The sequence below is a fragment of the Streptomyces sp. Ru62 genome, from assembly GCF_002920615.1.
Classification (GTDB): Bacteria; Actinomycetota; Actinomycetes; order Streptomycetales; family Streptomycetaceae; genus Streptomyces.
On record NZ_PQSU01000029.1, the window covers coordinates 1 to 19473 of the forward strand.

The 19473-nt window shown below is 74.4% G+C and carries 14 protein-coding genes; 13 read left to right on the forward strand and 1 reads right to left on the reverse strand.

Annotated elements, in window-relative coordinates:
* The first annotated feature begins 143 nt into the window (after positions 1–143).
* From C3492_RS32490 to C3492_RS32550, 13 genes are all read left to right on the forward strand, one after another.
* A complete protein-coding gene (locus tag C3492_RS32490) occupies positions 144–7580 on the forward strand; it encodes a non-ribosomal peptide synthetase (RefSeq protein ID WP_103816239.1) in 7437 nt (2478 codons plus the stop codon).
* Positions 7581–7635: 55 nt separating this feature from the next.
* Positions 7636–7842, forward strand: a complete 207-nt coding sequence (locus C3492_RS32495) for an MbtH family protein (RefSeq protein ID WP_014674493.1) — start codon at positions 7636–7638, stop codon at positions 7840–7842.
* Positions 7843–7844: 2 nt separating this feature from the next.
* On the forward strand, positions 7845–8894 hold the full coding sequence (locus tag C3492_RS32500; protein ID WP_103816240.1) for an ATP-binding cassette domain-containing protein: 1050 nt from the start codon (positions 7845–7847) through the stop codon (positions 8892–8894).
* Entirely contained in the window at positions 8891–9739 is an 849-nt protein-coding gene (locus C3492_RS32505) for an ABC transporter permease (protein WP_103816241.1), read from the forward strand. Before C3492_RS32500 ends, C3492_RS32505 begins: the two co-directional genes overlap by 4 nt.
* A 171-nt stretch (positions 9740–9910) precedes the next feature.
* Complete coding sequence (locus tag C3492_RS32510; protein WP_041665449.1) at positions 9911–10162, forward strand: acyl carrier protein; 252 nt, start codon at positions 9911–9913, stop codon at positions 10160–10162.
* A 5-nt stretch (positions 10163–10167) separates the two neighbouring features.
* A complete protein-coding gene (locus C3492_RS32515) occupies positions 10168–11424 on the forward strand; it encodes a beta-ketoacyl synthase (protein WP_103816242.1) in 1257 nt (418 codons plus the stop codon).
* Positions 11421–12548, forward strand: coding sequence for a beta-ketoacyl synthase N-terminal-like domain-containing protein (locus C3492_RS32520; protein WP_103816243.1), 1128 nt, complete (start codon positions 11421–11423; stop codon positions 12546–12548). The genes C3492_RS32515 and C3492_RS32520 overlap by 4 nt, the downstream gene beginning before the upstream one ends.
* On the forward strand, positions 12545–13273 hold the full coding sequence (fabG, locus tag C3492_RS32525) for a 3-oxoacyl-ACP reductase FabG (RefSeq protein ID WP_103816244.1): 729 nt from the start codon (positions 12545–12547) through the stop codon (positions 13271–13273). Before C3492_RS32520 ends, fabG begins: the two co-directional genes overlap by 4 nt.
* Before the next feature lie 11 nt (positions 13274–13284).
* Complete coding sequence (locus C3492_RS32530) at positions 13285–14976, forward strand: NAD(P)/FAD-dependent oxidoreductase (protein WP_258056030.1); 1692 nt, start codon at positions 13285–13287, stop codon at positions 14974–14976.
* 54 nt (positions 14977–15030) lie between these two features.
* Positions 15031–16074, forward strand: coding sequence for a 2,3-diaminopropionate biosynthesis protein SbnB (gene sbnB, locus C3492_RS32535; protein ID WP_103816246.1), 1044 nt, complete (start codon positions 15031–15033; stop codon positions 16072–16074).
* Between the two features lie 130 nt (positions 16075–16204).
* A complete protein-coding gene (locus C3492_RS32540) occupies positions 16205–16660 on the forward strand; it encodes a MaoC family dehydratase (RefSeq protein ID WP_103816247.1) in 456 nt (151 codons plus the stop codon).
* Positions 16661–16815: 155 nt separating this feature from the next.
* On the forward strand, positions 16816–18138 hold the full coding sequence (locus C3492_RS32545; RefSeq protein ID WP_103816248.1) for a sensor domain-containing protein: 1323 nt from the start codon (positions 16816–16818) through the stop codon (positions 18136–18138).
* The gene (locus tag C3492_RS32550) at positions 18102–18746 is read left to right on the forward strand and encodes a response regulator transcription factor (protein WP_103816249.1); all 645 of its coding nucleotides are present in this window, start codon (positions 18102–18104) and stop codon (positions 18744–18746) included. Before C3492_RS32545 ends, C3492_RS32550 begins: the two co-directional genes overlap by 37 nt.
* Positions 18747–18848: 102 nt before the next feature.
* Here C3492_RS32550 and C3492_RS32555 read toward each other — a convergent pair whose 3' ends face one another.
* Positions 18849–19451 carry a hypothetical protein gene (locus C3492_RS32555; RefSeq protein ID WP_103816250.1) on the reverse strand — a complete coding sequence of 201 codons (603 nt, stop codon included), beginning with the start codon at positions 19449–19451 and terminating at the stop codon, positions 18849–18851.
* Between the last annotated feature and the right edge of the window lie 22 nt (positions 19452–19473).

The following is a 19473-nucleotide window of genomic DNA, read 5'->3' on the forward strand; positions in this document are numbered from 1 at the left end:
CGGCGCACGGTCACCGACCTCGCCCGGACGGCCGGCGAGGCGCCCGCCGAAGAGGCCGCCGCGCCGGAGCCCGCCGACGCGCTCATCACTCTGTCCGCCGAAGAACTCGCCGACCTCGAACTTGAGTTGAGTGAGGACCTGACGTGACCGAATACAGCACCGGGTCGAAGATCAGCGCAGTGCTTCCGCTCTCGCCGCTGCAACAGGGACTGCTCTTCCTGTCCTCGTACGACCGCGCGGCGACCGACCACTACGTCCTCCAGTTCACCGCGGACATCGAGGGCGACGGCACCGACCTGGAACGCCGGCTGCGGGCCGCCTCGGCCGCGCTGCTGCGCCGGCACCCGAACCTGCGGGCCTGCTTCCGGCACCGCAAGAACGGCGAGCCGGTGCAGATCGTGCTCCGCGAGGACGACGTGACGCCCGAGTGGGCCGTGCACGACCTCACCCGGCTGCCCGCCGGGGAGCGGTCCGCCGCGGCGGACCGGCTGGCGCGGGAGGACCGCGGGCGGCGGATCGACCCGGCCCGCCCGCCACTCATGCGGTTCAGCCTCATCCGGCTCGGCGAGCGCAGCCACCGGCTGGTGTGGTCGGTGCACCACATCCTGGTCGACGGCTGGTCACTGCCCCTGGCGGTACGCGAACTCACCCTGCTCGCCGGACGGTCCGAGGAACCGCCGGCACCCGCGCCGTTCAGCTCCTACCTCGCCTGGCTCGGCGCCCGCGACAAGAACGCGGCGCGCGGCGCCTGGGCCGACCTGCTGCGCGGGCTCGACGGCCCCGTCCGGGTCGCCCCCGACGCCACCGGCGCCGGGGAGCCGCCCGTCGAGGCCGAGGCCGTCCTGCCGCGCGAGCACACCGGGGCGCTGCTGGCGTGGAGCCGGACACAGGGACTCACCCTCAACTCCGTGGTGCAGGGCTGCTGGGCGCTGCTGCTCGGCCGGCTCACCGGACGCGACGACGTCGTCTTCGGCGCCGTCACCTCCGGGCGGCCCGCCGAGGTCCCGGACGTCGAGTCGATGATCGGGCTGTTCGCCAACACCCTGCCCGTTCGGGCCGACGTGCGGCCCGGACGTCCGGCCGCCGAACTCTTCCGGGACCTGGCCCGGCAGCAGGTCGTGATGATGCCGCACGAGCACCTGCCGCTGGCCGAGGTGCAGGCCGCGTGCGGCATCCAGGGCGAGCTCTTCGACGCCGTCCTCGCCTTCCAGAACTATCCGCTGGACGAGGAGGAGCTGCACCGCGACACCGGCGGCACGGTCTCCGCCGCGCGGGTGCACGCGGCCACGCACTACCCCCTCCACCTGACCGTGCTGCCCGGCGAGAGCCTCGGGCTGCGGCTGTCGTACCGGGCGTCGGCGCTGGGGGAGGGCGCCGAGGCCGCGCAGCGCCTCCTGGACCGGCTGGTCCGCACCCTCGCCGAGGTGGCCACCACCCCGGACGCCCCCCTCGCCCACCTCGGCGCCCTGGACCCGGCGGAACAACACCGCATCCTCACGGAGTGGAGCGCCACGCCACCCGCTACCGGTCCAACGACCACCGGGGCACCGGACTCCGGCTTGCCCTCCGCAGGTACGCCGGTCTCCGACTTGCCCGCCACCGACGCACCGGCCGGCCCCCTCGGGGCGACCCTTCCCGCCCGGTTCGCCGCCCAGGTCGCCCGTACCCCCGATGCCGTAGCCGTCACCGATCAGTCCGGTGTGCGGCTCACCTACCGTGAGCTGGACGAGCGGTCGAGTCGGCTGGCCCATCTGATCGCGGCTCGCGGCGCCGGTCCGGAGGACTTCGTGGCCGTGGCCCTGCCGCGCGGCGCCGAGCTGATCGTCGCCGTGCTCGCCGTGCTCAAGGCGGGCGCCGCCTATCTGCCGCTCGAACCCACGCACCCGGCGGAGCGCATCGCCCACACCCTGCGGGACGCCCGGCCCGCGCTGCTGCTGACCACCACCCGGATCGCGCTGCCCGGACCGGCGGACGTGCCCGGCCCGGTCCGTGTCGACCTCGACACGGACGCCGTCGGCGCCGAGGCCGCCGCCCAGCCGGTCACCGCGCCCGGGCCCGCCGCCCTCACCCCGGACCACCCCGCCTACGTCATCTACACCTCCGGCTCCACCGGCCGGCCCAAGGGCGTGGTCGTACCCCACCGGAACGTGATCCGGCTGCTGGACGCCACCGACGGATGGTTCGGCTTCGACCCGGACGACGTGTGGACCCTCTTCCACTCCATCGCCTTCGACTTCACCGTCTGGGAGCTGTGGGGCGCGCTGCTGTACGGCGGCCGCCTGGTCGTCGTACCGCACGACGTGGCCCGCTCGCCCGACGCCTTCCTCGACCTCCTCGCGGCCGAGCGGGTCACCGTCCTCAACCAGACGCCGTCGGCCTTCTACCAGCTGATGCGCGCCGACGCCGACCGGCCGCGCGAACTCGCCCTGCGCCACGTGGTGTTCGGCGGCGAGGCGCTCGATCCCGGCCGGCTCACCGACTGGTACGCGCGGCACCCGGACACCCCGCGCCTGGTCAACATGTACGGCATCACCGAGACCACCGTGCACGTGTCGTACCAGGAGCTGGACCGGGACCTCGCGGCGGCCGGCCGGGGCAGCGTCATCGGGCGCGGCATCCCGGACCTGCGGGTGTACGTCCTGGACAGTGCGCTGCGGCCGGTGCCGGCCGGTGTGCCGGGCGAGCTGTACGTGGCCGGGCCCGGGCTGGCCCGCGGCTATCTGGGCCGGCCCGCGCTGACCGCCGGGCGGTTCGTGGCCTGCCCGTACGGCGAGTCCGGCGCGCGCATGTACCGCACCGGCGACCTCGGCCGCTGGCGGTCCGACGGCACCCTCGAATACCTGGGCCGCGCCGACGAACAGGTGCAGCTGCGCGGGTTCCGCATCGAACTCGGCGAGATCGCCACCGTGCTGGGCCGGCACCCCCGGCTGGCCGAGGTGGCCGTCGTGGCCCGCGAGGACCGGCCCGGCGACCCCCGCCTGGTCGCCTACGCCGTCCCGCACGACCCGGACGGCGGCCCCTCGGACCGCGAACTGACGGCCGAGTTGCGGGCGTTCGCCGCCGAGCGGCTGCCCGACCACATGGTGCCCGCGGCCGTCGTACGGCTGCCCGCGCTGCCGCTGACCGCCAACGGCAAGCTCGACCGGCGGGCCCTGCCCGCGCCCACCTACGCCACCTCCGACCGCGCCCCGCGCACCCGCGAGGAGGCCGTCCTCTGCACGGTGTTCGCCGCGGTCCTCGGGCTCGAACGCGTCGGCGTGGACGACGACTTCTTCGCCCTCGGCGGCCACTCGCTGCTCGCCACCCGCATCGTCAACCGGGTCCGCGCCGAACTCGACGCGCGACTGGAGCTCCGGGACCTGTTCGAGGCCCCGAGCCCCGCCGCGCTCGCCGCCCGGCTGAACGGCGCCGCGCCCGCCCGGCCCGCGCTGACCCCCCGGCCCCGACCGGCGGTCGTCCCCCTGTCCCACGCCCAGCAGCGGCTGTGGTTCATCGAGCGGCTCGGCGCGCCCGGCGGGCTCTACGCCATCCCGCTCGCGGTCCGGCTCACCGGCCCGCTCGACGTTCCCGCGCTCCACGCGGCGCTGCGCGACCTCGTCGCCCGCCACGAGGCGCTGCGGACCGTGTTCCCGGCGCGCACCGCCCCCGGTGCCGCCGCCGACCCCGGTGCCGGGCTCCCCCCCGTTCCCGGCACCGGTCCGGCGGACGGCGTCGGCCCGGCCGAGCAGCGGGTGCTCGCGCCGGCCGACGCCTCCGTGCCACTGCCCACGAGCACCGCCGACGAGGCCGGGCTGCCGGCCGCGCTGGCCGCGGAGGCCGCCCGCGGCTTCGACCTGGAGACCGAGATCCCGCTACGCGCCCGGCTGTTCGCGCTCGGCCCCGACGAACACGTCCTGCTGCTCGTCCTGCACCACATCGCCGCCGACCGCTGGTCCCTCACCCCGCTGCTGCGGGACCTGACCGCCGCCTACGCGGCACGCGGCGCCGGGCGGGCGCCCGAGTTGCCGCCGCTGCCGGTGACGTACACCGACTTCACGCTGTGGCAGCGCGACCTGCTCGGCGACGCGGACCGGCCGGACAGCGAACTCGCCCGCCAGCTCTCGCACTGGACGACGGCCCTCGCCGGCCTGCCCGAGGAACTGCCGCTGCCCCACGACTTCCCGCGCGGCGCCCGCGCCGGCCACCGGGGCGGCACCGAGCGCGCCGCCCTGCCCGGGGAGCTGGCCGCCCGGCTGCGGGAGCGGGCGGCCGAGTGGAACGCCAGCCCGTTCATGGTGCTCCAGGCCGCCATCGCCGCCCTGCTCACCCGGCTCGGTGCGGGCACCGACATCCCGCTCGGCACCCCCGTGGCGGGCCGCGCCGACGAACGCCTCGACGACGTGGTCGGCATGTTCGTCAACACCCTGGTGCTGCGCACCGACACCGCCGGCGACCCCGGTCTGCGCGCGCTCGTCGACCGGGTGCGCGCGTGGGACCTGGCCGCCTTCCAGCACCAGGACGTGCCGTTCGAGAAGCTGGTGGAGGTCCTCGGTCCCGAGCGGTCGCCGGCCCGGCACCCGCTGTTCCAGGTGATGTTCGCCTTCCAGCAGCAGGCCTTCCAGCAGCAGGAGACGGTCACCGGCCCCGCCGGGTCGGCCGGGCTCGCGGTACGGCCCGAGGAAGTGCCGTCGGCCACCGCCAAGTGGGACCTGTTCTTCCAGTTCACCGAGGCCGGGCCCGGCATCGAGCTGGCGCTTGAGTACAGCGCCGACCTGTTCGGACCCGGCACCGCCCGGAGCATCGCCGACGCCTGCGTCCGGCTGCTCGGCGCCGCGCTGGCCGACCCGGACCGCCCGCTGTCCCGGCTGGACCTCCTCGGCGCCGAGGAACGCGCCGCGCTGCTGGCCCACGGCACGCGCCACACCGGCACGCCCGTGACCACCCTCACCGAACTGGTCGCCCGGCAGGCCGCCGCGACCCCGGACGCGGTCGCCCTCGTCCACCGGGACCCGGCCGGCCGGATCGTGCAGACCGGCTACGGCGAGCTGTGGGACGCCGCCGGGCGCCTGGCCCGGCTGCTGACCGCCCGGGGCATCGGCCGCGGCGACCTGGTCGCGCTGTGCCTGGAACGCGGCCCGGCCACGGTGACCGCGCTGCTCGGCATCGCCCGGTCCGGCGCCGCCTACCTGCCGCTCGACCCGGCCTACCCGGCCGACCGGATACGGGACATGCTCACCGACGCCGGTGCCCGCCTGCTGCTCACCCAGGAGTCCCTGACCGCCCACTGCGCACCCGCCGCCGACCAGGGCACGCGGGCCGGCGGTTCCGTCGCCGAGGTCGTCGTCCTGGACGCGCCCGCCACCCAGGAGGCCCTGGCCGCCCTGCCCGGCGGAGGGCCCGACGTGCCCGCGCCCCGCCCCGACGATCTGCTGTACGTCATCTACACCTCGGGCTCCACCGGCCGTCCCAAGGGCGTGGCCGTCTCCCACCGGGCCGCCGCACGCCTGGTGCACGGGCTACCCGAGCTGCGGTTCACCGACGACGACACGTTCCTGTACTTCGCGCCGGTCGCCTTCGACGCCTCCACGTTCGAGATCTGGGCCCCGCTCGTGCACGGCGCCCGGCTCGCGGTCTGCCCGCCGGGACCCGCGGACCCCGAGGCGCTCGGCACGTTCCTGCGGCAGGCCGGGGTGACCGTCGCCTTCCTCACCACCCAGTTCGTCAACGCCGTCGCCGACACCCGGCCGCGCGCCCTCGCCCCGCTGCGCGCCCTGCTCACCGGGGGCGAGGCCCACTCCCGCGACCACCTGGACCGGCTGCGGGCCGCGCTGCCGGACACGGCGGTGTACAACGTGTACGGCCCCACCGAGACCACCACGTTCGCCACTCTCCAGGACACCGCCGACGCGGTGGACGCCCCGGCCGGCGTGCCCATCGGCCTGCCCATCGCCGACACCGGCGCCTACGTCCTGGACGAGGCCCTGCGACCGGTGCCACGCGGGGTGGTCGGCGAGCTGTACCTGGCCGGACCCGGGCTGGCCCGCGGCTATCTGGGCCGGCCCGCGCTGACCGCCGGACGGTTCGTGGCCTGCCCGTACGGCGAGCCCGGCGCACGCATGTACCGCACCGGCGACCTGGTGCGCTGGGACGCCCGCGGCCGGATCGACTACGTGGGCCGCGCCGATCACCAGGTCAAGATCCGCGGCTTCCGCATCGAACCCGGCGAGATCGAACGCCGGCTGACGGCGCATCCGGCCGTCGCCCGGGCCGCCGTCCTCGCCCCCGCCGACCCCCTGGGGCGCCGGCAGCTCGTCGCCTACGTCGTCCCCGCCCCCGGCGGGCCCGCGCCCGAGCCCGACGACCTGCGCCGGCACCTGGCCCGCACGCTGCCCGACTACATGGTGCCGGGCGCCTATGTGCCGCTGCCGGAGCTGCCGATGACCGTCAACGGCAAGCTCGACGCCGCCGCCCTGCCGCCCGCCCCGGCCCGCCCCGCCGGCTCCGGCGCCGTGCGCCCGCCCCGCACCGACGCCGAGCGGCGGCTGTGCGCGGCCGTCACGGAGGTGCTGGGCGTGCCGGCCGGCCCCGACGACTCGTTCTTCGCGCTCGGCGGCGACAGCCTGAAGGCGATCCGCCTGGTCAACACCGCCACCGGAGCCGGTCTGCGGATCACCCTGGCGTCCGTCTTCGAACACCGCACGCTGGAGGCGCTGGCGGCGAGCGCCGTGGGCGGGGGCGGGACCGCCGACCCGCACCGCGCCCCGGGGACCGCGACCGCCGCCATGACCGACCACGGCACCGTCGACCTGCTCGGGCCGCTCCTGCCCATCCGCTCCGCCGGCACCCTGCCGCCGCTGTTCTGCGTGCACGGCGGGCTCGGCTTCGGCATCCCGTTCGCCGCGCTCGCCGAGCACATCCACCCCGAGCGGCCCGTGCACGCCCTCCAGGCCCGCGGTCTCGGGGACGACGGCCCGCTGCCCGCCAGCATCGGCGAGGTCGCGGCCGACTACGTGGCGCGGATCAGGGCCGTACAGCCGCACGGCCCGTACCACCTGCTCGGCTGGTCCTACGGCGGCATCGTCGCCCACGAGATCGCGGTTCTGCTGCACGCGTCCGGCGAGGAGGTCGCCCACCTCGCCAACCTGGACGCCTACCCCGACGACGGGCGCGGCGTCCACCCCACCGACGCGGAGTTCCTCGCCGACTTCCTCGCCGAGGCCGGAATCGACGGCACCGGCCCGGACCGGCTCGACCCGGCCGCCGTCGCCGCCCACCTGGCCCGCACCGGCGGCCCGCTCGCCGGGCTCGGCCAGAACACCCTGGAACGGCTGCTCGCGGTCATGCGCAACCACCTCGACCTGGTCCAGCGGCACACCCCGACCCGCTTCGACGGCTGCCCGATGACGCTGTTCCGGGCCGCCGACGGGCTCTCGGCGGAGGAGCGCGCGCTGAAGACCAAGGGCTGGGAGCCGTACCTGGGCCGGCCCATCGAGACGCACGACGTGCCCTGCGGCCACCAGCAGATGCTGCGGCCCGCCCCGGCGGCGCTCATCGGCGCCGCCGTGGAGCGCCGGCTGGGCGCCGTCGCCGCCGCCCGCTGACCGACGTCGTACCACCACCGACCGTCCACCACCGTCCGAGATCTGGAGACCCGCCATGGCCAATCCCTTCGACAACGAAGACGGCACCTTCCTCGTCCTCGTCAACGACGAGGGGCAGCACTCCCTGTGGCCGTCCTTCGCCGCCGTGCCCGACGGCTGGCGCGTGGCCCTCGACGCCACCGACCGCGCCTCCGCCGTCGCCTACGTGGAGAGCAACTGGACCGACCTGCGCCCGCTGAGCCTGCAGCGGCAGGCGGGCTGACCGTGGCCGCGTCCGACACGGCGATCCTCGCCGAGGGGCTGAGCAAGAGCTACCGCTCCCACACCGCGCTGCAGGGCATCGACCTGGCGGTGCCGGCCGGCACCGTCCTCGGGGTCCTCGGGCCCAACGGCGCCGGCAAGACCACCACCGTCCGCATCCTCGCCACCCTGGTGCGGCCGACCGGTGGCCGGGCCACCGTCGCCGGGTACGACGTGGTCCGCGAGGGCCGGGAGGTGCGCCGGCGCATCGGCCTGGCCGGGCAGTACGCCGCCGTGGACGAACTCCTCACCGGGCGCGAGAACCTGGTCCTGCTGGCCCGGCTGCTCCGGTTCGGCCGGCGCGGTGCCGCCCGCCGGGCCGCCGAGCTGCTGGACCGGTTCGAGCTGACCGAGGCCGCCGACCGGCCCGCGGGTACCTACTCCGGCGGGATGCGCCGCCGGCTCGACCTCGCCACGTGTGTCATCGGCGACCCCGAGGTGCTGTTCCTGGACGAGCCCACCACCGGTCTGGACCCGGCCAGCCGCAACGTGCTGTGGGACGTGGTGCGGGACCTGGCCGCCGGTGGTGTGACGATCCTGCTCACCACCCAGTACCTGGAGGAGGCCGACCAGCTCGCCGACCGCATCGCCGTCATCGACGCCGGCCGGGTCATCGCCGAGGGCACCCCGGACACCCTCAAACGGCAGGTCGGCAGCGACCGGCTGGAGGTGACCGTGGCCGGCCCCGAGGACCTCGCCGACGCGGTCGCCGCGCTGGCCGTGCTCGGCGGTCCGGCCCCCGTCACCGACGAGGCCGCCCGCCGGGTGTCCGTCCAGCTCGGCCCGGACGGTCTGGACGACCTGGCCCGCGCCGCGCAGGCCCTGCGCGACAAGGGCGTACCCACCGTCGACATCGACCTGCGCAGGCCCACGCTCGACGACGTCTTCTTCGACCTCACGGGCACGAGCGGACGACCTGCACCGCCCAGGGAACCGAACCCGTCACCGACCCCCCGGAAGCACCCCGCGCCGACCACCGGGGATGCCCCCGTTGTGAGAGAGGAGTCCCGGTGACGGCCACGGCCACCACTCCGACCGCCCCGTCCCGGCCGGCGGCCGGATCCGTGCGCGGGCACCTCGGTGACACGTTCGCCCTGGCCGGCCGCCATCTGACCCATCTGCGCCGCTCACCGGGCCGGCTGGTGCTGGTCACCATGAACCCGCTGGTGATGCTGATCGCCGTCGGCTACCTCTTCCGCAGCTCCATGCACATCCCGGGCGGCGTGGCCTACGAGGACTTCATCATGGCCGGCATCGCCATCCAGGTCGGCCTGACCGGCGTGGGACCCACCGCCATCGGTGTCGCCCTGGACCTGCGGCACGGACTGGTCGACCGGTTCCGCTCGCTGCCGATCTCCCCGTCCTCCGTGCTGCTCGGACGCACCCTGTCCGACCTGGTCGTCGGCGCGGTCAGCCTGACCGCGGTCAGCCTCGTCGGCCTGGGCGTGGGCTGGCGCCCGCACGAGGGCGTGCTGCGCACCGCCGCCGGCTTCGGGGTGCTGCTCGCCTTCGTCTACGTGATGACCTGGGTCGGCATCCTGCTCGGCACCACCCAGCGCAACATCGAGGCCATCGACGGCACCGGCGCGCTGGTGCTGGTCATCCTCAGCTTCCTGTCCAACGCCTACGTCCCCGTCAGCGGCCTGCCCGACTGGCTGCGCCCGGTCGCCGAGTGGAACCCCGTCACGTCGGTCGTCACGACCTGCCGGCGGCTGTGGGGCAACGACCCGGGCACGGCGGCCTCCGGTGGCTTCCCCGCCCACCACCCGGGTCTGGTGACCGCCGTGACGCTCACGGCGCTGCTGCTCGCCGCGGTGTGGGGCGGTGTGCGCGGGTTCCGCCGCGCGGGCGGCCACTGACCGCCGTCAGTGGTCCGTCAGTTGACGGTCACTGGACAGTCATCGCCGCTGACTAGGTTTTTGCCGAGCCTCATCGCTGCCCATTTCCCGCAGCCTTCCCGCTCTTTTCGACTTTCCCTCGCAGGTCTTCCGCGAATCACCCACCGGCCATCCGAAAACGGAGGAAAGACCATGACGACGGCCGCTCCCGAGCGCCTCACCCGTATCCGGGAAATCATCGCCGAGAACATCGACGTGGACCTGGAGCGCCTTTCCGACACGGCGCTCTTCATCGACGAACTGGGCGCGGACTCCCTGAAGCTGATCGATGTCCTCAGCGCGCTGGAAATGGAGTACTCCATCGTCATCGACATGAACGAGCTGCCGAAGATGGTCAACGTGGAGGCCACCTACCAGGTGGCCGCCACGGCCGCCGGCTGGTGACGCCCATGACCACCACGGCACCCACCGACCGGGCCGGGCAGCGACGGGTCGTCGTCACCGGCTTCGGGGTGATCTCCAGCATCGGCACCGGGGTCGAGGAGTACACCGCGGGCCTGAAGGCGGGCCGCTCCGGTGCCCGGCCGATCACCCGCTTCGACACCGAGGGCTTCGGGCAGAACACCGCCTGCGAGGTCCCCGACTTCGAGCCGGAGCGCTGGATCCGCAACCTGCCGTCCGGCCACGTGGGCCGCGCCGGCCAGTTCGCCGTCGCCGCGGCCCGCATGGCCGTCGAGGACGCCGGGCTGACCGAGACCGACCTCGCCGACCGGCCCGCCGTCATCACCGTCGGCACCACCGACGGCGAGTCCCACGACATCGCCGTCCTGCTGGAGCAGGAGCTGGCCGCCGGGGACCCCGAGGCGATGGACCCGGTGCTCGCCCGCCGGATCTACGCCGGCCGGCTCTCCACCGCCATCGCCCGCGAACTGCGCATGCCGAACGTGGAGGCGACCACCGTCACCACGGCCTGCGCGGCCGGCAACTACTCGATCGGCTACGGCCTGGACGCCATCCGTTCCGGCGAGGTCGACCTGGCGCTGTGCGGCGGCGCCGACGCCGTCTGCCGCAAGGCGTTCGCCCTGTTCAAGCGGTTCGGTGCGCTCAGCCCGGACGTGGTGCGCCCCTTCGACAAGGACCGGGGCGGCATCCTGACCGGCGAGGGCGCCGGCATCCTCGTCCTGGAGAGCCTGGAGTCGGCCCTGGCCCGTGGCGCGCGCATCTACGCCGAGGTCCTCGGCTACGGCCTGAGCTGCGACGCCGCCCACCCCACCGCCCCCAACCGGGACGGCATCGCGCGGGGCATCCGGCTCGCCCTGGACGACGCCGGCGTCAAGCGGCAGGAGGTCGACTTCATCTCCGCGCACGGCACCGGCACCAAGGCCAACGACAGCACCGAGACGGCCGCCATCCTCGACGTGTACGGGGACGCGCCGCCGCGCACGGTCGCCGTGAAGTCGATGCTGGGGCACTCGATGGGCGCGGCCAGCGCGCTCGGCGCCATCGCCTGCGGTCTCGCGATCGAGCACGGGTTCATCCCGCCCACCATCAACCACCGCGAGACCGACCCGGACTGCCCGCTCGACGTCGTACCCAACGAGGCCGTCACGGCGGACGTCCGGATCGTGCAGAACAACTCCAGCGCCTTCGCCGGCAACAACGCCGTGCTGATCCTGGGCACCTACGGGGAGAAGGTCCGACCATGAGCAACGCAACTGCCGTCCCGCGGGCCGCGCTGCCCCCGGACACGCCCGTCATCACCGGCTGGTCGGCGGTGTCGCCGTACGGCGTCGGACGCGAGGCGTTCACCGCCGGCGTGCGCGCCGGTGCGAAGACGGCCGTGATGGCGGACGCCGCTCACGGCACCCTGCCGTCGCCGGAGGTGTGCACCGTGCCCGGCTTCGACATCCAGGAACTGCTCGGCAAGCGGGGCACCGCGAAGATGGACCGGCTCACCGCGCTCACCCTGGTGGCCTCCGACGGGCTGCTGCGGGACGCCACCGGCGAGCCGGCCGTCACCACCGACGACCTGACCGGTGTCGTCCTCGGCATCACCATGGGCAGCCTGGAGAACGTCACCGACTTCCTGCGCCAGTCCTACACCAACGAGCGCCCCTTCTACGTCGACGCCGGCCGCATCCCGTTCGGCAGCCTCAACCACGCGGCCGGTGCCACCGCCATCCGGCACGGCCTGAAGGGCCCCAACACCACGGTCGCCGGCGGCCGGGCCGCCGGGCTGCTCGCCCTGAACTACGCCCGCCGGCTGCTGGGACAGGGCCGGGCGACCAAGTACGTGGCCGGTTCGGCGGAGGAGTTCTCCGCCGCGCACGCCTGGTACGAGGCCACCGCCGCCCGGCCGGGCGAGCCCGCGCCGCTGCTCGGCGAGGGCTGCGGACTGTTCCTGCTGGAGCCCGCCGGGACGGCCGAACGCCCGCCGCTGGCCGCCGTGCTGAGCATCGAGACCCGCGTCGACATCGACGACGACCCGTTCGCGACGGCCGACGCCTGCGCCCGCCGCGCCCTGGAGCGGGCCGGGGTCAGTGCCGACGAGGTCTGGGCGGCCGTACCCTGCGCGGCGCCGAGCGACGCGGGCCGCGCCGAGTACGAGGCGCTCGCCGCGCTTGTGCCGGCCGACGCGCTGCGCCGGGTGCCGTCGATGGAGCTGCTCGGCGACACCAGCGCCGCCGCCTCCTCCTTCCAGATCGCCGCGGTGCTCTCCGTCGCCGCGGCCGACCCCGGCTCCCGGGGCCGGGCCGCGCTGGTGACCGCCGTGGACCGGGACGGCGCCGTCGCCGCCGCCGTACTGCGACTGCTCGGGGAGGACGCGTGATCGCGCTGGTCAGCGGCGGCTCCCGGGGCATCGGCCGGGCTGTCGTGCAGCGGCTCGCACGGGACGGCTTCGACGTGTCGTTCTGCTACCGCTCGAACCAGGACGCTGCCGAGGAACTCGCCAAGGAGGCCGCCGAGCACGGCACCCGGGTGCTCGCCGTCCGCTGCGACGTCGCCGACCCGGAGGACGTGCGCGAGTGGTACGCGCGCACCGAGAGCGAACTCGGCCCCGTCGACGCGGTGGTCACCTCGGCGGGCGTCACCCGCGACCGGCCGCTGGTGCTGATGGGCCAGGACGACTGGGACGGGGTGCTGCGCACCAACCTGGACGGCGTCTACCACGTGTGCCGGGCCGCCGCGTTCACCATGAGCAAGCGCCGCACCGGCGTCATCGTCAACCTGTCCTCCGTGGCGGGCATCCACGGCAACACCGGCCAGGCCAACTACGCCGCCTCCAAGGCGGGGATCATCGGCTTCACCAAGTCCCTCGCCAAGGAGCTGGGCCCGCGCGGCGTGCGCGCCAACGTCGTCGCACCCGGGCTGATCGAGACCGACATGGTCGGCGGCATGCCGGCCGCGGCCCTGGAACGCCAGCTCAAGGGCGTGCCGCTGGGCCGGCTGGGCCGCGCCGGGGAAGTGGCCGACCTGGTGGCGTTCCTGGTGTCCGACCGGGCCGCGTACATCACCGGAGCCGTCGTGGAGATCCACGGGGGCGGCGTCTTCTGATGGGGGGCCAGATGCAGGGCACGGGGGAGCGGTACGACGCGATCGTGGTCGGCAGCGGCGTCGGCGGCCTGGTGACGGCCGGCTATCTCGCCGCCGACGGCCGCCGGGTCCTCGTCCTGGAACAGCACGACGTCGCCGGCGGCAACGCCCATGTCTTCCGGCGCCGGCGCAAGTACGAGTTCGACGTCGGCACCCACTACCTCGGCGACTGCGGCCCGGACGGGCTGCTGCCCGCCGTCCTGTCCGGACTGGGCGTCGCCGACCGGGTGCGGTTCCGGCCGATGGACAACGACGGCGGCTTCGACCGGATCATCACGCCCACCGCCCAGGTCGACGTACCGGCCGGCTGGGACCGCTACCGCGCCCGCCTCAAAGCGGCCCTGCCCGCCGAGGCCGCCGCCGTGGACCGGTTCCTCGACCTCGCCACGGCCGTCGCCGCGGCGGGCCGGGCCAGTCTGCTCGGCACCCCGATGGTGGAGCTGTTCCGCCGGTCGCCCGAGACCATGCGCTGGAACCGGCGCACCCTCGGCCAGGCCCTGGACCACTGCGGACTGTCCGCCAGGGGCCGCACCCTGCTCGCCGCGCAGGCCGGCAACTACGGGGCCCTGCCCGCCGACGTCGGCTTCGCCGAGCACGTCACGATGATGGACCACTACCTGCGCGGCGCCTACTTCCCGGAGGGCGGCGGCCAGGCCCTGGTCGCCGCGTTCGTGGAGGCCCTGGAGGCGTACGGCGGCGAGCTGCGCACCCGCTGCGAGGTGCGCCGCATCCTGGTCGAGCGGGGCCGCGCCGCCGGTGTCGAACTCGCCGACGGCACCCGGGTCTCCGCCCCGCTGGTCGTCTCCAACGCCGACTACCGCCGTACCGTCCTGGACCTGTGCGGCGGCGAGGAGACCTTCCCCGCCGACCTCGTCGCCCGGACCCGCGCGGCCAGGATGCGGGACGCGGTGGTCGCGGTGTACGTCGCCCTCGACACCGAGCTGCCCGGCCTGCCCAACGCCAACATCTGGTGGCACGACAGCGACGACATGGAGGGCGCGCAGGCGGGGATGCTGGACCGCTGGGCCCGTACCGGCACCCTGGACCGGATCCCCCAGCTCGCCTTCTCCTTCGCCTCCGTGAAGGACGCCGGGTCCCCGGCCGTGTGCCCGCCGGGCCACAGCAACTTCCAGCTGCTGACGATCCTCCCGCCCGGACCCGCGTTCTGGGGCGCGGACGGCGGCCCGCTCACGGGCGAGCCGTACCGCCGCCGGCCCGCCTACCTGGCCCGCAAGCGGGAGGTCACCGAGCTGGTCCTGGACACCGCCGAGCGGGTCCTCGGCCCGTTCCGGGACCGGATCACCCATGTGGAGGCCGCCTCCCCGCTCACCCACGAGCGCTACATCCGCGCCAGCGGCGGCACCCCGTACGGCATGGCCAGCTGGGGCCCGCGCGGTCAGCGGCCCGATGTGCGCACCGACGTCGAGGGGCTGTACGTGGTCGGGCAGAACACCCGGCACGGCAGCGGCATGGCCGGGGTCGCCGCCGGCGGCATGGCCGCGGTCTCCCACATCCTGGGGCGCCCCCTGCTGTCCGAGGTGATGTCCGGCACGGTGCTCGGCGACCCCGCCCGGCTGCCCCGGCGCGCGCCCGGCTGGGACCCGCTGCAGGTGTCGCGCGGACGCGCCCGGCGGCACGCCAAGGGCCTGGCCCGCATCGGCTGACCGGCCCGCCGGCCGGCCCTCTTCGTCCAACGAACTCCCTGGAGCAGTGTTCCCATGACCTCACAGGTGTCCCAGGTCCCGTCCTTCTCCGTGATCTCCGGTGCCCAGGTGCACCAGGTGCTCGCCGGCGCCGAGGACGAGGTCGTCTCGACCGTCGAGGCCGCCTACCGGCTGCACGGCGAGGCGCGGACGGTCAACCCCGACTCGTACTTCCTGCGCTTCCCGGACCGCCCGTCCTCCCGGATCATCGCGCTGCCCGCCTCGGTGGGCGGTGACGTGGACGTGCACGGCATCAAGTGGATCTCCAGCTTCCCGGAGAACGTGGCCGCCGGCCTGCCGCGCGCCTCGGCCGTCCTCGTCCTCAACGACGCGCGGACGGGTTACCCGTTCGCCTGCCTGGAGTCCTCCATCATCAGCGCCGCCCGCACCGCCGCCTCGGCGGCCCTCGCGGCCGACCGGATCAGCCGGGCGCGCGGCACCCGGCCCACCCGGGTCGGCTTCATCGGCACCGGCCTGATCGCCCGCTATCTGCACACCTACCTGGCGGCCTCCGGCTTCGCCTTCGACGCCCTCGGCGTGCACGACCTGTCCGCCGAGCACGCCGAGGGCTTCACGGGCTACCTGCGGCGCACGGCCCCGGAGGGCACGGAGATCACCGTGCACGACAAGCCGGAGGACCTGATCCGCGCCAGCGACCTCGTCGTGTTCGCGACCGTCGCGGGAGAGCCGCACGTGACCGACCCGCAGTGGTTCACGCACAACCCGCTGGTGCTGCACGTGTCGCTGCGCGACCTGTCGCCGGAGATCATCCTCTCCGCCTGGAACGCGGTCGACGACGTCGACCACTGCCTCAAGGCGGGCACCTCGCCCCACCTGGCCGAACAGCTCACCGGCAACCGGGACTTCGTCGCCGGCACCCTCCACGACGTGCTGACCGGCGCGATCACCCCGCCCGCGGACCGGCCGGTGGTCTTCTCGCCGTTCGGCCTCGGCGTGCTCGACCTGGCGGTCGCGAAGTACGTGTACGACCGGGTCCGGGACGCCGACCAGCTGCACACCGTGCCCGGCTTCTTCCACGAGCTGAAGCGGTACGGCTGACCCCGTGCGCGCCGCGGCCGGCCCGGTCCGGCGCGCACGCTGACGAACGGATGACGGCTCGCTGACCGAACGGCCGCGCGGCGGGCGACCGCCTTGTCCGGCCGTTCGGCAGCCGCACAGAATCGACGCCATGAGATCTTTCGCCAGTCTGGACGAGTTCTCCGCCGCCGTCGGCGAACACCTCGGCCACAGCGAGTGGGTGCGGGTGACGCAGGAGCAGGTCGACCAGTTCGCGGGGGCGACCGGCGACCTGCAGTGGATCCACACCGATCCGGAGCGGGCCGCGACCGGCCCGTTCGGCGGCACCATCCTGCACGGCTACATGACCCTGGCCCTGCTGCCCGCCATGATGCGGGCCATCTTCGACATCGAGAAGGTGGAGCTGGGCGTCAACTTCGGTCTGGACAAGGTGCGTTTCCCGCGCCCGGTGCCGGTCGGCTCCCGGGTGCGCGGCGGGGCGAAGCTCACCGGTGTGCGCGAGACGCCCGCCGGCCACCTGGCCGCGGTCCGCATGACGGTGGAGGTCGAGGGGGAGCCCCGGGCCGCGTGCGTGGCCGACACGCTCTCGCTGTTCGTCGCCCCCTGACGGCAGTTGGCCGCGAAGGGCCGCAAGAGGGGGGTTTTTACCACCGATTTCCCGGCCCCTCGGCCACCACAATGAGTGCGGGCCCCTCGGACCACGACAGACGTACGGCACCGGCGCCGCGCACGGCGGAGCAAGGCCAGGAAGGAGCGAGTCGCATGGACGACCGCACGATGCAGCTCGGCGGGATCCGCCCACCGGAGGCGATCAGGGGATTCTCGGTGTCGGCCGGGCTGACGGGTCTGCGCCGGGTGGTGACCCTGTGCTGGATGTCGATGGCGGCCTTCGGCCGTTCGCTCGCCGTGTCCGGCGCGATCAGCCTGGTCGGTCCCGGCCTCGGCATGGTGCCGCGGGCCATGGAGGGCGTGCGCAACCTGGCCGCGCAGCAGCGGGAACTCGCCCGGCGCTGGGCGGGCGTGGAGATCCCCGGCCCGCCCGGACCGCTGCCGCCCGCGCCCGCCGGGGCTTCCGGTGCCGTCGCCCGCTACCGCTGGATCATGAGCGACCCGCAGACCCGGCGCGAGTACGTCTGGGTGCTCACGGACCCGATCGCCGGCGGTTTCCTCGCCTTCTTCCCGCTGGCCCTGATCCTCAGCGGCGCCTGGGGCGTCTTCCTCGCCTTCTTCGGGGTGCCGCTGTCCACCGAGTGGGATGGGCTGTGGTACCAGTTCATCCCGATCGAGGGTCAGGCCACGGCGGTGCTCGCCGGCGTCCTCGGACTGCTGCAACTGCCGCTGGCCCTGTGGGCGGCCCCGCGCGCGGTGCGCCGGCACGCCCTCTACACCAGGGCGATGCTGGCGCCGAGCGAGAGCGAGATGATGGCCAGCCGGATCCAGCACCTGGCCGCCACCCGCTCCGACGCGGTGGACACGCAGATGGCCGAGATCCGCCGGATCGAGCGGGATCTGCACGACGGCGCCCAGGCCCGTCTGGTTGCCATGGGCATGACCCTGGACGCGGCCGAGCACCTGCTGGAGACCAACCCCGAGGCCGTCCGCGCCCTGCTCATCGAGGCCCGGCAGTCGTCCTCGGCGGCGCTGGAGGAACTGCGCAACCTGGTCCGCGGCATCCACCCGCCGGTCCTCGCCGACCGCGGACTCGCCGACGCCGTACGGGCGCTGGCGATGACCTGCCCGGTGCGCACCGAGGTCCAGGTGGACCTGCCCGGCCGCCCCGAGATGCCCGTCGAGTCCGCCGCCTACTTCGCCATCTCCGAGATCCTCACCAACGTCGCGAAGCACGCGGGTGCCGCCCGCGCCTGGATCGACCTTCGTTACGATCGCGGGATGCTGCACATCACCGTGACCGACGACGGCCACGGCGGCGCCGACGCCTCCCGCGGCACCGGCCTGCGCGGCATCGAGCGCCGGCTCGCCACCTTCGACGGCGTGGTGGCCGTGAGCAGTCCCGTGGGCGGGCCGACGATGGTGACGATGGAGATCCCGTGCGTATTGTCCTCGCCGAAGACCACTTCCTCCTGAGGGACGGGCTGATCCGCCTGCTCGGGGCCTACGGCCACGACGTGGTGGCCGCCGTGGACAACGGCACCGACCTGCTCGAAGCCCTGGACCGGGAGCAGCCGGACGTCGCGGTCGTCGACGTCCGGCTGCCGCCGAACTTCACCGACGAGGGCCTGCGCGCCGTCCTCGCCGCGCGCAGGCGCAACCCGGACCTCCCGGTGCTCCTGCTCTCCCAGTACGTCGAACCGCTCTACGCCCGCGAACTGCTCACCAGCGGCGGTCGGGGCGTCGGCTACATGCTCAAGGACCGCGTCACCAACGGCGGCCAGTTCCTGGACTCCATCCAGCGGGTGGCCGCGGGCGGCACCGCCATGGACCCCGAGGTCATCTCCCAGCTGCTGGTCCGCAAGGAGCGCGACGAATCCGTCGGCAGCCTCTCCGAACGCGAACGCGAGGTCCTCGAACTCGTCGCCCAGGGCCGCTCCAACGCGGGTATCGCCCAGGCCCTGTTCGTCACCGAGAAGGCCGTCGCCAAGCACATCAGCAACATCTTCACCAAGCTCGGCCTCCTGCCGACGGACGGTGACAACCGCCGGGTCCTGGCCGTGCTGGCCTACCTCGACCAGTGAGCCGGCCGCACCGGTGCGGCCGGCCGCCGGAAACGACACCGGGCCGCACCCCGTCCGGACGGACGGGACGCGGCCCTGGAGCGGTGCCGGGCGCCGGGCGGCTCAGTACCGCGGGCGGTTGAACCAGGCCGAGGCGGAGCCGTTGACCATGGAGGCGAGGATGATGCCGGCGAAGGCCAGGGAGATGATCCCGCCGAAGGTCGCCGAACCGCCACCGCCGTTGACGATGTTCACCAGGCTGCCGAGCAGCATCAGCGACGCGTACACGATCGTCGTGACGCGGATGCCGCCGCCGCCCTTCTTGAACTTCACGCCCAGGAAGATCGACAGGGTGCCCAGCGCCAGCATCAGCAGCGCGAACGCGATCAGCACACCGGTGGCCGTGCTGGTGTCGTCACCGGAGCCGATGCCGTTGGAGACGTCCTGCGTGGCACCGGCGGCGATGCCGAGGAAGAGTCCGGCCAGGTACTGGAAGCCCGCCAGGATGAACAGCAGCACCCGAGCCGTCTTGATCAGGCCCGGCATCTCCATCGGCACACCGTAGCCGTACGGCTGCTGCACCGGCGGCGCGGCCGGGTAGCCGTACCCGGGCTGGCCCTGCGGGGCACCGGGGTAGCCGTATCCGGGCTGCTGGCCCTGCTGCGGATAGCCGCCCTGCTGGCCCTGCGGGGGGCCGTACGGGTTGTTGGGGTCGCCAAAGCTCATGGCGGTCTTCCTCCGTTTGCTC

Excerpts from the sequence above, each read along its gene's own strand:
- C3492_RS32495 (WP_014674493.1), top strand. The coding sequence starts at position 7,636 with ATGGCCAATCCCTTCGACAACGAAGACGGCACCTTCCTCGTCCTCGTC.
- C3492_RS32510 (WP_041665449.1), top strand. The coding sequence starts at position 9,911 with ATGACGACGGCCGCTCCCGAGCGCCTCACCCGTATCCGGGAAATCATC.
- C3492_RS32515 (WP_103816242.1), top strand. The coding sequence starts at position 10,168 with ATGACCACCACGGCACCCACCGACCGGGCCGGGCAGCGACGGGTCGTC.
- C3492_RS32520 (WP_103816243.1), top strand. The coding sequence starts at position 11,421 with ATGAGCAACGCAACTGCCGTCCCGCGGGCCGCGCTGCCCCCGGACACG.
- C3492_RS32530 (WP_258056030.1), top strand. The coding sequence starts at position 13,285 with ATGCAGGGCACGGGGGAGCGGTACGACGCGATCGTGGTCGGCAGCGGC.
- sbnB (WP_103816246.1), top strand. The coding sequence starts at position 15,031 with ATGACCTCACAGGTGTCCCAGGTCCCGTCCTTCTCCGTGATCTCCGGT.
- C3492_RS32540 (WP_103816247.1), top strand. The coding sequence starts at position 16,205 with ATGAGATCTTTCGCCAGTCTGGACGAGTTCTCCGCCGCCGTCGGCGAA.
- C3492_RS32545 (WP_103816248.1), top strand. The coding sequence starts at position 16,816 with ATGGACGACCGCACGATGCAGCTCGGCGGGATCCGCCCACCGGAGGCG.
- C3492_RS32555 (WP_103816250.1), bottom strand. The coding sequence starts at position 19,451 with ATGAGCTTTGGCGACCCCAACAACCCGTACGGCCCCCCGCAGGGCCAG.